The sequence below is a fragment of the Pseudomonas sp. B37(2017) genome, from assembly GCF_002112885.1.
GTDB classification, from domain to species: Bacteria; Pseudomonadota; Gammaproteobacteria; order Pseudomonadales; family Pseudomonadaceae; genus Aquipseudomonas; species Aquipseudomonas paraglycinae.
Genome location: NZ_NEIX01000002.1, coordinates 321,592 through 335,397 on the forward strand (window position 1 = coordinate 321,592; position 13,806 = coordinate 335,397).

16 protein-coding genes are annotated in these 13,806 nt (G+C 62.0%); 9 read left to right on the top strand and 7 right to left on the bottom strand.

What is annotated here, in order from left to right:
* Positions 1-24: 24 nt before the first annotated feature.
* The 4 genes from CAF90_RS08065 (at position 25) to CAF90_RS08080 (ending at position 4,267) form a co-directional block, all read left to right on the top strand.
* Complete coding sequence (locus CAF90_RS08065) at positions 25-1,674, top strand: phosphoethanolamine transferase (protein WP_085605588.1); 1,650 nt, start codon at positions 25-27, stop codon at positions 1,672-1,674.
* A 130-nt stretch (positions 1,675-1,804) separates the two neighbouring features.
* Positions 1,805-2,938, top strand: coding sequence for a ribonuclease D (rnd, locus tag CAF90_RS08070; RefSeq protein WP_007958043.1), 1,134 nt, complete (start codon positions 1,805-1,807; stop codon positions 2,936-2,938).
* The gene (locus CAF90_RS08075) at positions 2,935-3,228 is read left to right on the top strand and encodes a YcgL domain-containing protein (RefSeq protein WP_007958052.1); all 294 of its coding nucleotides are present in this window, start codon (positions 2,935-2,937) and stop codon (positions 3,226-3,228) included. The genes rnd and CAF90_RS08075 overlap by 4 nt, the downstream gene beginning before the upstream one ends.
* Positions 3,229-3,334: 106 nt before the next feature.
* Positions 3,335-4,267: a D-2-hydroxyacid dehydrogenase gene (locus CAF90_RS08080; RefSeq protein ID WP_085605590.1), complete on the top strand. Its 933-nt coding sequence runs from the start codon at positions 3,335-3,337 to the stop codon at positions 4,265-4,267.
* 120 nt (positions 4,268-4,387) lie between these two features.
* On the opposite strand, the gene CAF90_RS08085 is transcribed toward CAF90_RS08080, so the two are convergent.
* Positions 4,388-4,981, bottom strand: a complete 594-nt coding sequence (locus CAF90_RS08085) for a nitroreductase family protein (protein WP_085605592.1) — start codon at positions 4,979-4,981, stop codon at positions 4,388-4,390.
* A gap of 279 nt (positions 4,982-5,260) precedes the next feature.
* Between CAF90_RS08085 and CAF90_RS08090 the strand changes: the two genes are divergently transcribed.
* Positions 5,261-5,710, top strand: a complete 450-nt coding sequence (locus CAF90_RS08090) for a YcgN family cysteine cluster protein (RefSeq protein ID WP_007958058.1) — start codon at positions 5,261-5,263, stop codon at positions 5,708-5,710.
* A gap of 20 nt (positions 5,711-5,730) precedes the next feature.
* Positions 5,731-6,960 (top strand): hypothetical protein, encoded by a 1,230-nt coding sequence (locus tag CAF90_RS08095; protein WP_085605594.1) that lies wholly within the window; start codon positions 5,731-5,733, stop codon positions 6,958-6,960.
* 3 nt (positions 6,961-6,963) lie between these two features.
* On the opposite strand, the gene CAF90_RS08100 is transcribed toward CAF90_RS08095, so the two are convergent.
* The 4 genes from CAF90_RS08100 to CAF90_RS08115 all read right to left on the bottom strand — a co-directional run bounded on the left by CAF90_RS08100 (position 6,964) and on the right by CAF90_RS08115 (position 9,197).
* A complete protein-coding gene (locus CAF90_RS08100) occupies positions 6,964-7,341 on the bottom strand; it encodes a DUF2892 domain-containing protein (RefSeq protein ID WP_007958064.1) in 378 nt (125 codons plus the stop codon).
* An 81-nt stretch (positions 7,342-7,422) separates the two neighbouring features.
* On the bottom strand, positions 7,423-7,893 hold the full coding sequence (locus CAF90_RS08105) for an RNA methyltransferase (RefSeq protein WP_007958066.1): 471 nt from the start codon (positions 7,891-7,893) through the stop codon (positions 7,423-7,425).
* 196 nt (positions 7,894-8,089) lie between these two features.
* Entirely contained in the window at positions 8,090-8,461 is a 372-nt protein-coding gene (locus tag CAF90_RS08110; RefSeq protein ID WP_007944009.1) for a YajD family HNH nuclease, read from the bottom strand.
* Positions 8,462-8,510: 49 nt separating this feature from the next.
* The gene (locus tag CAF90_RS08115) at positions 8,511-9,197 is read right to left on the bottom strand and encodes a hypothetical protein (RefSeq protein WP_085605596.1); all 687 of its coding nucleotides are present in this window, start codon (positions 9,195-9,197) and stop codon (positions 8,511-8,513) included.
* A 79-nt stretch (positions 9,198-9,276) separates the two neighbouring features.
* Here CAF90_RS08115 and CAF90_RS08120 point away from each other — a divergent pair, with 79 nt between their 5' ends.
* Positions 9,277-9,561 carry a hypothetical protein gene (locus CAF90_RS08120; protein WP_039772629.1) on the top strand — a complete coding sequence of 95 codons (285 nt, stop codon included), beginning with the start codon at positions 9,277-9,279 and terminating at the stop codon, positions 9,559-9,561.
* Here CAF90_RS08120 and CAF90_RS08125 read toward each other — a convergent pair.
* Together CAF90_RS08125 and CAF90_RS08130 are read right to left on the bottom strand one after the other, a co-directional pair.
* Complete coding sequence (locus CAF90_RS08125) at positions 9,558-10,031, bottom strand: cyclic nucleotide-binding domain-containing protein (protein WP_007956482.1); 474 nt, start codon at positions 10,029-10,031, stop codon at positions 9,558-9,560. The genes CAF90_RS08120 and CAF90_RS08125 overlap by 4 nt on opposite strands.
* Before the next feature lie 201 nt (positions 10,032-10,232).
* Positions 10,233-12,287 (bottom strand): S9 family peptidase, encoded by a 2,055-nt coding sequence (locus tag CAF90_RS08130; RefSeq protein ID WP_085605598.1) that lies wholly within the window; start codon positions 12,285-12,287, stop codon positions 10,233-10,235.
* A gap of 215 nt (positions 12,288-12,502) precedes the next feature.
* Here CAF90_RS08130 and CAF90_RS08135 point away from each other — a divergent pair, with 215 nt between their 5' ends.
* On the top strand, positions 12,503-13,003 hold the full coding sequence (locus CAF90_RS08135) for an MFS transporter (RefSeq protein ID WP_085605600.1): 501 nt from the start codon (positions 12,503-12,505) through the stop codon (positions 13,001-13,003).
* A 16-nt stretch (positions 13,004-13,019) separates the two neighbouring features.
* Positions 13,020-13,796: a class II glutamine amidotransferase gene (locus tag CAF90_RS08140; protein ID WP_007956486.1), complete on the top strand. Its 777-nt coding sequence runs from the start codon at positions 13,020-13,022 to the stop codon at positions 13,794-13,796.
* The last annotated feature ends 10 nt before the right edge of the window (positions 13,797-13,806 follow it).

Here is a 13,806-nt window from a genome sequence, read left to right on the forward strand (position 1 = left end):
CTTTCAAGGAAATAGCCCCTCGCCATGTTCAAGTTAAAAGCCGTGCGCCCGGAATGGGTGACGTTGTTTGCCAGCGCCTTTCTTTTGACCGGATTCAATTTCGTTCTCTGGCAGCACCTGTTCGACATCACCACTGCGGACGGCAAAGGCATTGCCATGCGCATTGCGTTCGGGGTGATGATCTTCGCGGCGTACAACATCGTGCTGACGTTGCTGGCGTTTCGACCCGTGTTGAAACCCGTGTTGACGTTGTTGTTTATGGTCAGCGCCGGCGTGGCTTATTTCATGAGCCAATACGGTGTAATGATCGATGCCGGCATGTTTAGAAACTTTGCCGAAACCAATGCCACTGAAGTGCGCGATCTGCTGTCTTTGAAGTTGCTGGCTTATATCGTTTTTCTGGGTGTCTTGCCGTCCTGGTTGTTGTGGAAAGTTCCAGTCAACTATCGTCGCTGGCATCGCGAGTTATTAAGTAAAGTTGTGGTAAGTGTCGCGTCGGTCGCGGTCATTGGCGGCGTCGCGCTGGCCAATTATCAAGGGCTGTCGTCGCTGTTTCGCAATCACCACGAAATTCGCCTGATGCTGGTGCCGAGCAACTACATCGGCGCCTCGGCCGGTTATCTGCGTGAGCAGGTGGCTTCGGCGCAGCAACCGTTCGTCACGATCGGCGAAGACGCCCAGCGCAATGCCGCCGTGCAGAACCATCCGCGCAAATCCCTGACGGTGCTGGTGGTGGGGGAAAGTGCCCGGGCGGAAAACTTCGGCATCCTCGGTTATGACCGCGACACCACGCCGAAACTGGACAAGGAAGCCGGCCTGATCGCCTTCACCGATGTGCATTCCTGTGGCACGGAAACCGCCGTGTCGGTGCCGTGCATGTTCTCCAACATGGGCCGCAAGGATTACGACGCCAGCAAGGCGAAGAATGAGGAAGGGCTGCTGGACGTGCTCAAGCGTGCCGGGATCGATGTGATCTGGCGCGACAACCAGTCCGGCTGCAAGGGCACCTGCGATCGCGTCACCTTGCAGGACGTCAGCAATCTGAAAGACCCGGCGCTGTGCGCCAACAGCGAATGCCGCGACGAAATCCTGTTGCAAGGCCTGCAAAGCTTCATCGATCACCTGGACAAGGACACCATGCTGGTCCTGCATCAGATGGGCAGCCACGGCCCGGAATACTTCAAACGCTATCCGAAGGAATACGAGCGCTTCACCCCGGTGTGTGAAAGCAATGCGCTGAACAATTGCAGCCGCGAGAGCATCGTCAACGGCTACGACAACACGCTGGTGTACACCGACCATGTGCTGTCGAGCCTGATCGATGTGCTGCGCAGCAATCAGGACAAGGTCGATACCGCCATGCTGTACCTGTCCGACCACGGCGAATCCCTGGGCGAGTACAACCTGTTCCTCCACGGCACGCCGTACATGCTGGCGCCGGAGCAGCAGAAACACGTGGCGATGCTGGCGTGGTTCTCCGATAGCTATCAGAAGTCCTACTCGGTCGACACCCATTGCCTGCAAATGAGCCGCGACAAACCGCTGAGCCAGGACAACCTGTTCCACTCGATGCTCGGCCTGCTGGAAGTGCAGAGCAAGGTCTACCAGCCGGATCTGGACATGTTTGCCGGCTGCCGGGGGGCGGTGATCGACGGGGTGCTGGCCAAGGACTGAGCCGGCAGACTCACTCTGTAAGACTATTCTTTCCCTCAGGCAGGAGATTTCATCAAGCTCTTGCCCTGTAAAGGCGCGGAAAGCGCCGGTGGCGATATATACTGCGCGCCATTCTTGAAGGGAGAGCCGTGTGGCCATCGATATTCACTGGATTCGCGACAACGATAGCCTCGCGCAGTTTTGCGCCGAGTGGCAGCAGCTGCCGTTCGTTGCCCTCGACACCGAATTCATGCGGGTCGACACCTTCTACCCGATTGCCGGCCTGTTGCAGGTCGGCGACGGCAAACGCGCCTACCTGATCGACCCGCTGACCATCAACGCCTGGCAACCCTTGGCCGCGTTGCTGGAGAACCCGGCGGTGCTCAAAGTCCTGCACGCCTGCAGCGAAGACCTCGAAGTCCTGCTGCGCCTGACCGGCAGCCTGCCGGCGCCGCTGTTCGACACCCAACTGGCCGCTGCCTACCTGAACCTCGGGTTCTCGATGGGCTATTCGCGTTTGGTGCAGGAAGTGCTCGGCATCGAATTGCCGAAGGGCGAAACCCGTTCCGACTGGTTGCAGCGTCCGTTGTCCGACACGCAAATCAGCTATGCCGCCGAAGACGCCGTGCATCTGGCGGAGGTTTTCGTACAACTTCGTCCGAAGCTGTCTGACGACAAATTCGCCTGGGTACTGGAGGATGGCGCCGAACTGGTCGCCAACCTGCGCCGCGAGACCGATCCGTACGAGGTGTATCGCGAGGCCAAACTGGCGTGGAAACTGTCCCGCGCCCAACTGGCCGTGCTGCGTGAGCTGTGCGCCTGGCGTGAACGCGAGGCCCGCGCCCGCGACCTGCCGCGCAACCGCATCGTGCGTGAGCACTCGCTGTGGCCGCTGGCCCGGACCCAACCGGACAACCTGAGCGCGCTGGGCAAGATCGAAGACATGCACCCGCGTACCGTGCGTCAGGACGGCGAGTTTCTGCTTGATCTGATCAAGCGCTCTGGCAGTGTGGGGCCTGATCAATGGCCGCCAGCCGTGCCGGAGCCGTTGCCGATCGAAGCCGCTGCGCTGATCAAACAGCTGCGGGCGCTCGGTCAGGCCGAAGCTGAACGTCTGGGCATCGCGCCGGAACTGATGCTGCGCAAGAAAACCCTCGAAGCGCTGGTCAAAAGCGGCTTCCCCGAGGGTCCTTACCAATTGCCTGATTCGCTGCGTGGCTGGCGCCGCGAATTGATGGGCCAGAAGCTGCTCGACAGCCTGGCCACCGCCGGAGAACAGCCTTGAAACGTATTTGTTCCATTTATCAAAGTTCGAAGAAAAGCGGCATGTACCTTTACGTGCTCAAGAGCGATGCGCTGGAGCGCGTGCCGGAAGGTCTGATGGCGGCGTTCGGCAAGGCCAAGCATTCCTTCGACCTGGTGTTGACCCCCGAGCGCAAGCTGGCCAGCGAAGACATCGCCGTGGTCCTGGAAAACCTCGAAAAGCAGGGCTATCACCTGCAAATGCCACCGGCCGAGGAAGAGTACATCGAGCACTTGCCCGAAGAGTTGCTGCGACGCAACGACCCGGTCTGATCCGCGAGGCCCTGTCCTGGGCCTCTTGTAACCCCTGGAACGGTTTTTACGGCGACGGCTGCCACGAAGTGGACGGCCGCCTGCACGGTTTGCGAAAGGTTTGAAGATGCGCGTTCTGATTGCTGAACACGACCACGCGATATACGCCCGACTGCTGCGTCAGGCGGCTCCGGAGCTGGAAGTGCTGACCAGCGGCGACTCCGCCGAACTGGCCCGCCAGGCCGTCGATTGCCCGGTGTGGCTGGGGCAGCCGGATCTGCTGGCGACCCTGTTGCGTCAGGGCCACCAGCCGCAATGGCTGCAATCGACCTGGGCCGGGATCACGCCGCTACTGGCCGACGGCCTGCGCCGGGATTACCGCCTGACCCGGGCAGTCGGCATTTTCGGCCAGGTGATGGCTGAATACGTGCTGACCTACATGCTCGGCCACGAGCGTGAAGTGCTGGCGCGGCTGGTCAGCCAGGTCGAGCGCAAGTGGGACAACCGCACCGGTCAGAGTCTGGTCGGGCGCAAGGTGTTGATCGTTGGCACCGGTGACATCGGCCAGAGCGTGGCGCAGTTCCTGCTGCCGTTCGGCGTCGAGTTGTACGGCATCGCCAGCAGCGCCCGCGAGCAGGCGCCGTTTGTCGAAGTCGGTTCGATGGCGGATCTGCCACGGCTGGTGGGCGAGGTGGATTATGTGGTCAATCTGCTGCCCAACACCGAGCACACCCACGATATCTACGACGCTGCGCTGTTCAAGCAATTCAAGCCGACCGGTTTGTTCATCAACGCCGGGCGCGGTGTGGCGGTGGTCGATGCTGATCTGGTCGAAGCGTTGAAGGAAGGCCATCTGGCGGGCGCGGTGATCGACGTCTGCCGCCAGGAACCGCTGCCGCAACGGCATCCATTCTGGACCGCATGGGGCTTGCTGCTGACCGGGCACAGCTCGGCGCCGACCTCGCCGCCGATGATGGTGCAGTTGTTTCTGGATAACTTGCGGGCGTATCAGGCGGGTGAAGCGTTGCGCGGGGAAGTGGATTTCGCACGCGGTTACTGATTCCAGAGAGATCGTTCCCACGCTCCGCGTGGGAACGCCTCAAGGGACGCTCCGCGTCCAGTGACGCGGAGCGTCACGGGCTGCATTCCCACGCGGAGCGTGGGAACGATCAAGCGGGGCTTAGAGGGTGAAGTCGCCTTCAGCCGCCAGTTCGCTCAGCGGACGACGCGGGCTCGGTGTTTCCCGTGCTTGCAGGTAGTCCGCCAGGGTTGCCTTGTCACCCAGCTTGCCCACCGCCACGGCGGCGTGCAGCGCATAACCCTCCGGAATGTTCAGCTCCTTGCGGGTCAGCTCCTGATCGAAGCCGGCCATGCCGTGGGTGTGCCAGCCGCTCAGGCTCGCTTGCAGCGCCAGATGGCCCCACGCGGAACCGGTGTCGAAGGTGTGCCACAGCGCCGGCGTTTCCTCGGTCGCACCCGGTGCGGTGAAGGTGGTTTTCGAAATCACGATCACCAGTGCCGAAGCGTGTTGTGCCCAGCTGCGGTTGAATTCATTGAGCAGGCCCAGATAACGCTCCCAGTTCGGGGTGTCGCGACGGGCGTAGAGAAAACGCCACGGCTGCGAGTTGTACGCCGACGGCGCCCAGCGTGCGGCTTCGAAAAAGCTCAGCAGGGTTTCTTCGGAAATCGCTTCGCCGGTGAAGGCGCGGGGCGACCAGCGATCGGTGAACTGCGGGTGAATGGCGTATTCGGCAACGCGAGGGTTGGCACTCATCGAGAGATTCCTTGCTACGTTTGAGGACAGGTTGGAAGCGAAACCCGGCGGGATCAGTTGGGCTGAACGATGGGGTCGTGGCGCAAGCCTGCAGTTCACCGGATGCAACGCGGTCGAGCGTTAATGGCATCCGGCAAAGGCCTGGTGAGACCGGCAAAGCTACTTGGCCGCGCAAAAACTGACAAGTCCTGCACAACCGGCAGTCGCCAGCGCTTGGATCACGGGGCCTTGGGCACTAGACTGGCGGCCTTTTCACCACCTGATGTTGATGCTTGAGCCATGGCCGCCAAAGTCGAACCGTTCTGGATACGCAAAACCCTCGATCAACTCGATCACGAGGAATGGGAATCGCTGTGCGACGGTTGCGGCCTGTGCTGCCTGCAAAAGCTCGAGGATGAAGAAGACAACAGCGTCTATTACACGCGTATCGCCTGCAAACTGCTGGACCTGAAAACCTGCCAGTGCAGCGATTACCCGAACCGCATGAAGTTTGTCCCGGACTGCATCCAGCTCACCCCGGGCCAGGCCGAAGAATTCAAATGGCTGCCGCCGACCTGCGGTTATCGGCTGGTCAGCGAAGGCAAGGATCTGCCGCTGTGGCATCACCTGGTCTGCGGTGATCGCGACGCGGTGCACCACGAACGGATTTCCCAGTCCGGGCGCATGCTCGCCGAAGGCAGCGTGCCGGAAGACGACTGGGAAGATCACCTGATTTTCCGCGCAGGTTAACGATTGACCAAGGAGCAGGTATGGCGACGGGATTGCGCCGGGCGCTGATCGTCACGTTGCTGGCGCTGAGTGCGCCGGTGTGGGCGGCAAAGAAAGTCGATCTGGATTATCAGGTACGCCTGCTGCCGCAGAGCGATCAGGCCGAAGTGCGCCTGACCCTCGCCAAGGGCGAAGCAGTGCGCAGCCTGGATTTCGATCTCGGCGATGGCAGCCATTACAGCGACTTCAAGGCCGACGGCCAATGGCAACTGACGCCGGGCAAACCGGCGCGAGGGGTCTGGCGCCCGACGGCGGACAAGGCCAGCCTGACCTACCGCGTACGCATCAGCCACGGCCGCAAGAACGGCAGCTTCGACACGCGCATGACCCCGACCTGGGCGCTGATGCGCGGTGATGAACTGGTGCCGCCGGCCAGGCTCGATCAGCAGGACGGCATCGAACTGGTCGCGCGCCTGCACTTCGAATTGCCCGACGGCTGGAAAAGCGTCGAAACCGCCTGGCCGCGCATCGGCAAGAACAAATTCCGCATCGACAATCCGTCACGCCTGTTCGACCGCCCGACCGGCTGGATGCTCGCCGGCCACCTTGGCAGCCGCCGCACCCGACTGGGGGAAACCGAAGTCACCGTGGCCTCGCCACAAGGGCAGGGTATGCGCCGGATGGATGTGCTGACGCTGCTGACGTTCGTCTGGCCGCAGGTGCAGGCGGTGTTTCCGCGGCATCCGAGCAAACTGCTGATTGTCGGTGCCAACGACCCGATGTGGCGCGGCAGCCTGGCGGCACGGGAGTCGATCTACCTCAACACGCGGTTGCCACTGGTCAGCGAAAGCGGCAGCAGCGCACTGGTGCGCGAGCTGGCGCAGGTGTTCGGACGGATCAACGACGAGCAGCGCAGTGACTGGATCAGCGAGGGTTTTGCCGAGTATTACGCGATCGAGCTGGTGCGCCGTGCCGGCGGCATGAGCGACGAGCGTTATCAGGCGTTGCAGGCGAAACTGGTCAAGGACAGCCAGAAGGTCACGACCCTGCGCGGCGAGCAGATCAGCCCGGCGCAGCTGTCGAAAGCGGTGCTGTTGTTACAGGAGCTGGACGGCGAGATTCGCCTGAAGACCCGCAACAAGCGCTCGCTGGATGACGTGCTGCGCGGGGCGATGCATTTGGGGACGGTGGACACCAAAGAGTTCGTGCAACTCGCCGAAAGCATTCTCGGCGAGTCGTCCAAAGTCCTTGATACCGGGTTGCTTCGGTAGCGGTCAGACCCCGGCTTTCGGCGATTTCACCGAGTCATTGCCGGTCACGGTGGCGGTTTTGGTTGCCGCTTCGGCATTGGCCTTGAGCTTGCTCAGCTCCTCACCGGCGCGCTCGATCTTCGCCCGGACGTTGTTCATGTCCTGACGGCTTTTCTCCAGCAGGCTTTTCACCGAGCTGTGGCCGGTGATGCCGCGGGCCATAGCCACGCCGCCAATCGCCACCTGAATCAACCCGAATACGCCGCCACGGCGCAGGCCCTTGCCGACCATGATCACGCCGCCGGCCAGCGAGCCGATGCGCTCCCAGCCTTCGACGTTCTGCTCGGAACGGCTCTGGAACGGGGTGGATTCGATACGCTCGACGCGTTTGAGCTCGGTCATGATCTTTCTCCAGGCAATGAGTAATCGATAAACAAGCTGACTGCGCAGGCGGTCAGCTCGTTCCATCGGATGTGCGGCGTTTCAGCGGAATTTCGGCCCGGAGCGGGTATTCAGGCCTTTGGCCATGCGGTCGTAGAGCACGACGTTGACCGTGGCGGCGAGGTTCATGCAGCCGGTGGTCGGGATGTACACGACGTCTTCGCACCAGTCGCGGATCTCTTGATCCAGCGAGCCGTCTTCGGGGCCGAAGATGTACAGGGCGCGATCCGGGTGAGTGTATTCCGGCAGCGGGCGGGCGCCGTCTACCAGTTCCACGGCGACCGGGACGCAGTTGAGCGGCAGGATCTTTTTCAGGTCGTCGATGCCGATCAGCGGGATGTCGTAGTGCACGCGCTTGGTGTCGGTGACGAAATCGGCGGCGCGCTCATAGCGCTTGCCGGTGTAGAACACGGTCGACACGCCGTAGCAGCCTGCGGCGCGCATCACCGAACCGACGTTTTCCGGTGATTTGGGGTTATACAAACCAATGCAGCTGTACCGTTTGTCTGCCACGAGCGGGGTGCCTTCGGGAAAAAGAGGGCGATTATACGGGGATTAGGGGAGGGCGGGCAGATTCAGGATCTGCGGTGCTGATCGTTCCCACGCTCTGCGTGGGAATGCCTCAATGGACGCTCTGCGTCCGCTTTGGGACGCGGAGCGTCCCGGGCTGCATTCCCACGCGGAGCGTGGGAACGATCGGAGTGGTGGCTCAGTCCTCTTTTTTCATGAGGCCGGCCAGGGCAGCAAACGGGTTGTGCGTGGCCTTGGCGATTTTCGGCGTGCTCAGCGAGCCTTCGCCGAAGTACTGCTGGTCGGTATAGCGCGAGTGCTCGTTGTCGTGGCAGTACAGGCACAGCAGTTCCCAGTTGGAACCGTCCTGCGGGTTGTTGTCGTGGTTGTGGTCGCGGTGGTGCACGGTCAGCTCGCTCAGGCGCTTGCCGGAAAACTCACGGGCGCAGCGGCCGCACACGTGCGGGTACATCTTCAGGGCCTTGTCGCGGTAGCCCATTTCCTTGTCGCGCTGGTTGTCGGCGAGGATGCGATCCAGCTTCGAAGTGTTGGTCGGGGTGGACGAACTCATGGGTTCACCTTTGTAAAAAGACTAATGACGGTTATGAGGCAAGTTTAGCTCAGCCCTTGAGCTTCTCGGCAATCCAGATCGTGTGGCGCGTGCCCTTGTTGCCGTGGGCGAAGACCTGCACTTCCTCGGCCTTGAAACCGGCCTTCTTCAATTTGTCGGAAAACTGCCGGTCGGCGCTGGCCGACCACACCGCCAGCACGCCTTTGGGCCGCATCGCCTTGGCGCACGCGGCCAGGCCTGCGGCGGAATACAGCCAGCTGTTGGCCTTCTGGGTCAGGCCTTCGGGGCCATTGTCGACGTCGAGCATGATCGCGTCGAAACCGTTCGGCTCGCTTTGCAGCACCTTGGCCACGTCTTCCTGACGGATCACCGTGCGCGGATCGAGCAGCGGGCGCCCGGACTTTTCACCGAGCGGGCCGCGATTCCACTCGACCACACCGGGCACCAGCTCGGCGACCACCACTTCGGCGCTCTTGCCCAGATGCTTGAGTGCGGAGGCGAGGGTGAAGCCCATGCCCAGGCCGCCGATCAGCACCCGCGAGTCCGGCCGGCCGGCGACCTTGCGGCACGGGATCTCGGCCAGCGCGTCTTCGGAACCGTGCATGCGGGTGTTCATCAATTGGCCGCCGTCGCCGCCCTGGATCTTGATGACGAAATCCTCGCCATACTCGAACAGGCACAGGGCGCCGCCGTTGTCAGGGATCGGCGTGGTGTCGAGCAGAACGAAACGTTTCATGGAAATCTCTACAGGGGGGAAGGCAAGCCGGCGCGTTGGGAGTAGCCTGAAGGCAGACTTCAGGCCAACGGAGCCCTTGATGAAGCGCACCATTCTAACGGTCATTACCCTGGCCGCGCTCTCGATAACTGCCGTACAGGCGCAACAGACGATTCCCGTCAGCCCGACACCGCAGCCGGGTTCGCCCGGTACGGCGACGCCAACCCCGTATCCGCAGATCAGCCCGGTGCCGATTCCCAAGGCCGGCCCCGGCAGTGGCGGCCCGCCGCTGGTGCCGATCGAAATGCCCAGCCCGCCGACCAAGGATCAGCCATTGCCGGGCCTGGAACAGAACGACAGCAAACCCAAATCCCCGGGAGGCTAGATCTGCTGGGCGGCGAGCTGGCCGTCGGCCATGCGCAGGCGTTTGGAGAGGGAGACGGCGAGGGCGCGGATGATCTTGGCGGCGATCTTCGGCGCGTCGTTGAGCATTTTTTCCAGCGAATCCTTGCCGAGGTTGAGCAACTGACAGTTGCTCGCCGCCACGCAAGTCGCCGAGCGGCGCTCGCCGTCGAGCACGGCCATTTCACCGAACGCCCGGCCGCTGCGAAGGGTGGCCATGGTCACGACCTGGCCGTCGCCACCGGTTTTCTGCACGGCCACCTGGCCGGTGTGGATGATGCACATGAAACTACCGGCATCGCCTTCGCGAAAGATCGCTTCGCCTTCAGCCACGGTGCTGATGCTGAAGTAGCCCGAGGCAGCGGCAAAATCCGCCAGCTGCAATTGATCGAACAGGCCGCAGTCCATCAGCCAGTCGCGGATTTCGTTGTTCAGTAAGGTCGGTTCTGACATGTCGTCACAGTCTTTTTGTTTTCACGGTTTCCGCGCGTTGCACATTCCTTGTGGGAGCGGGCTTGCCCGCGAAGACGTAGTGTCAGTCAGCAAAAATGTTGAAGCTGACGGCCTCTTCGCGGGCAAGCCCGCTCCCACAGGGTTCTATGTGTATCGGCTCTTAATGTCTGGAATTAAGACCCAAGTGACCGGCGGAGTTCCTCAGGCAATGCCCAGAACCTTGAAAACAAATGCATATTCGAGCGCTACGTCACGTAATCCCTGATAACGCCCGCTCATGCCGCCGTGGCCGGCGCCCAGTTCGGTCTTGAGCAGCAATGGATTGTCATCGGTCTTGGTCGCGCGCAACTTCGCCACCCACTTGGCCGCTTCCCAATACTGCACGCGGCTGTCGTTGTAGCCGGCGATCACCAGTGTTGCGGGATACGCCTGTGCAGTGACGTTTTCGTACGGCGCATAGGCCTTGATCCGCTCGTAGACCTCCGGCTCTTCGGGATTGCCCCACTCGTCGTATTCAGTGACGGTCAGCGGCAGATCCGGGTCGAGCATGGTGTTGAGCACATCGACGAACGGCACTTCGGCAATCGCCACGCCGAACAGATCCGGACGCTGGTTGAGCACTGCGCCAATCAGCAGTCCACCGGCGCTGCCACCGCTGATCGCCAGTTGTGGCGCGGTGGTAATGCCGTTGAGGATCAGGAATTCGGCGCAGGCAATGAAGTCGCTGAAGGTGTTGTGCTTGTGTTCCTGCTTGCCGGCGCGATACCAGGCTTCGCCCAGCTCGCCGCCGCCCCGCACGTGGGCGATGGCGAACGCCATGCCGCGATCCAGCAGGCTCAGGCGGGCGTGGGAGAACCACGGGTCGAGGCTCGAACCGTAGGCGCCGTAACCGTACAGGTACAGCGGCACCGCTTTGCCGACCATTTCCCGTTTCATCACCAGACTGATCGGCACTTGGGTGCCGTCCGGCGCAGTCGCCCACAGGCGCTGGCTGACGTAGGCGTCGGCGTCGAACGGGCCGAGCACCGGGGTTTCCTTGAGGACGGTCTGTTCGCCGGTGGCGAGGATCAGTTGCCGAACCTGAGCCGGACGATTCAGCGCTTCATAGCGCAGGCGAATGCGGTCGCTTTCGAATTCAAGGCTGTTTTGCACATAGAGGCTGTAGGCCGCGTCCGGTAATTGCACGCGATAAGGCGCCAGACCGTGTGGGCGAACTTCGATGATCGGCAGCCCGCCTTCGCGCAGGCTCAGGGTCAGGGCTTCGGCGTTGAGGGTCACGCCATCGAGCATCACCGAATCACTGTGCGGAATCAGGTTCTGCCAGTCGGCTTCGCTGGGTGCGATGCCGGTGTCCGGCGCCTGGTACAGGGCGAAGTTGATGCCGTCGCGGTTGGTGCGGATGAACCAGGTCCATTCGCCATCGAGCTTGCCGTGATCGACGTCGTATTCGTGATCCTCGACCCGTGGCGCCAGGCAAGTGAACGGCTGCTGCGGCTGATTGGCGTCCAGCGCCCAGACTTCACTGGTGGTCTTGCTGCCCAGGGACAACAGCAATTGCTGCTCGGAGCTGGCGCGGTAGCAATGCAGGAAGAAACGCCCGTCCGGCTCGTGGAAGACCTCTTCGGCGGCGGTGCCGTCCAGACGATAGCGGAACAGTTTGTGCGGACGATGGGTGTCGTCGAGCACGCCGAAGAACAGCGTGAGGCTGTCATTGGCCCAGGTCATGCTGCCGTCGCAGTCCTGGAATTCCAGTTCGCTGACGCGTTCGCTGGATAATTCCTTCACGAACAGCGTGTAAATCTCGTCGCCCGAGGCATCGACGCTGTAGGCCAGGCGCTGGTGATCCGGGCTGATGCTGAAGGCGCCGAGGGAGAAAAAGCCGCCGTTGGCCAGTGCGTTCGGATCAAGCAGCAATTGTTCGCGGCTTTCATCGAGGGTCAGGCTGTCGTCGGCCGGGCGCGGGCAGCGGTAGTGACGGGCGTATTCGTCACCCGCTGTGGTGCGGGTGTAATACAGGTACGGGCCCCATGGCGAGGGGAGGGACAGATCGGTTTCGAGGATCCGGCCCTTGATCTCTTCGAACAGGGTTTCGCGCAGCTCTGCCTGATCGGCGGTCTGCGCCTGCTGATAGTCGTTTTCAGCCTTGAGGTAGTCGAGCACCGCGTCGGTGTCGCGTTCCTGCAGCCAGGCGTACGGGTCGTGACCGGCGGCCTTGTGGGCAATCGGGGCGCTGATGACGTTGGCGGATACGGGCATGGAAAGCTCTCGAAAATGTAACGGAATAGGGTTTCGCAACCTGTGGGAGCGAGCTTGCTCGCGAAAGCGCAGGCTCAATCAATAATAGTGTTGAATCTGACGGCCTCTTCGCGAGCAAGCTCGCTCCCACAATGTCCGGGGCTGACCGACTGGCATTGGGACAAGCCTGACGTGCGAAAAGTCGTTACTATAAGCGCCTCTTTGCCTGCCTTGCCATGGACACCATGACCGAGAACGACTATCTGATCGCCTGGGGCCTTTACGCCTTTGCCGCCGTGGGCTGCTTGCTGGTGTGGATGCGCATGACCCGCTGGATGTGGCGCTGGCTGCGCGAGCCGCTGCGTGTATTGATGGCGGTGTTGCTGTTCAGCCCGACCATCATTGACCCGGTGAAGGAAAAATTCGCCCCGGCCATCGCCATCACCGCGCTGGATCTGGCGTTCAAGGTCGGCAACAACGCCTGGCGCGCGATTTCCGAATTGCTCATGTACGCCATGATCGCGTTCGGCCTGTACCTGATTTTCGTGCTGATCCGCCTGCCGATCGAGCGCGCCTCCAAGGCCCGCAAGGAACAGGCTGAAGCCGCCCGCGCAGCGGCCCGGGCCGATGACGAGCGGGACGCCGATCAACCGTTCGGCGGCGCCGGCGATGATCGTTATGGCCGTCCACCCGTGCCGAACAATCCGCAGCGCATGCGGGTCGAGCCGCGTCTGTAATCACGAGAGTCCGCACATGTGTGAATTACTGGGCATGAGTGCCAACGTGCCGACCGACATCGTGTTCAGCTTCACCGGGCTGATGCAGCGCGGTGGTCGCACCGGCCCGCACCGCGACGGCTGGGGGATCGGTTTCTATGAAGGTCGTGGGCTGCGCCTGTTCCAGGACCCAGCGGCCAGCAGCGAATCGGAAGTGGCGAATCTGGTGCAGCGCTATCCGATCAAGAGCGAAGTGGTCATCGGTCATATCCGTCAGGCCAACGTCGGCAAGGTCTGCCTGTCCAACACCCACCCGTTCGTCCGCGAACTGTGGGGCCGCAACTGGTGCTTCGCGCACAACGGCCAGCTCGCCGACTTCTCGCCGATCAAGAGTTTCTACCGCCCGGTCGGCGATACCGACAGCGAAGCGGCGTTCTGCGATTTGCTCAACCGCGTACGTGCAGCGTTTCCGGAACCGGTCGATATAGAAGTGCTGCTGCCGGATCTGGTCGCGGCCTGCGCCGAATATCGCAGCAAAGGCGTGTTCAACTGCTTGCTCAGCGACGGCGACTGGCTGTTCTGCTATTGCTCGACCAAACTGGCGCAGATCACCCGACGCGCACCGTTTGGCCCGGCGCGGCTCAAGGATGTCGATGTGATCGTCGATTTCCAGGCCGAAACCACGCCCAACGACGTGGTGACGGTGATTGCCACCGAACCTTTGACTGAAAACGAAACCTGGACCCGCTACGAACCGGGCCAATGGAGCCTGTGGCGACGCGGCGAATGCGTAAGCCAAGGCACGACCGAATAAGGATTGCACC

Coding starts and splice junctions, on each gene's coding strand:
- CAF90_RS08140 (WP_007956486.1), top strand. CDS start 13,020: ATGTGTGAATTACTGGGCATGAGTGCCAACGTGCCGACCGACATCGTG.
- CAF90_RS08110 (WP_007944009.1), bottom strand. CDS start 8,461: ATGAGTTCGTCCACCCCGACCAACACTTCGAAGCTGGATCGCATCCTC.
- CAF90_RS08095 (WP_085605594.1), top strand. CDS start 5,731: ATGGCGACGGGATTGCGCCGGGCGCTGATCGTCACGTTGCTGGCGCTG.
- CAF90_RS08085 (WP_085605592.1), bottom strand. CDS start 4,981: ATGAGTGCCAACCCTCGCGTTGCCGAATACGCCATTCACCCGCAGTTC.
- CAF90_RS08115 (WP_085605596.1), bottom strand. CDS start 9,197: ATGAAACGTTTCGTTCTGCTCGACACCACGCCGATCCCTGACAACGGC.
- CAF90_RS08090 (WP_007958058.1), top strand. CDS start 5,261: ATGGCCGCCAAAGTCGAACCGTTCTGGATACGCAAAACCCTCGATCAA.
- CAF90_RS08135 (WP_085605600.1), top strand. CDS start 12,503: ATGGACACCATGACCGAGAACGACTATCTGATCGCCTGGGGCCTTTAC.
- CAF90_RS08100 (WP_007958064.1), bottom strand. CDS start 7,341: ATGACCGAGCTCAAACGCGTCGAGCGTATCGAATCCACCCCGTTCCAG.
- CAF90_RS08125 (WP_007956482.1), bottom strand. CDS start 10,031: ATGTCAGAACCGACCTTACTGAACAACGAAATCCGCGACTGGCTGATG.
- CAF90_RS08065 (WP_085605588.1), top strand. CDS start 25: ATGTTCAAGTTAAAAGCCGTGCGCCCGGAATGGGTGACGTTGTTTGCC.
- CAF90_RS08120 (WP_039772629.1), top strand. CDS start 9,277: ATGAAGCGCACCATTCTAACGGTCATTACCCTGGCCGCGCTCTCGATA.
- CAF90_RS08130 (WP_085605598.1), bottom strand. CDS start 12,287: ATGCCCGTATCCGCCAACGTCATCAGCGCCCCGATTGCCCACAAGGCC.
- CAF90_RS08080 (WP_085605590.1), top strand. CDS start 3,335: ATGCGCGTTCTGATTGCTGAACACGACCACGCGATATACGCCCGACTG.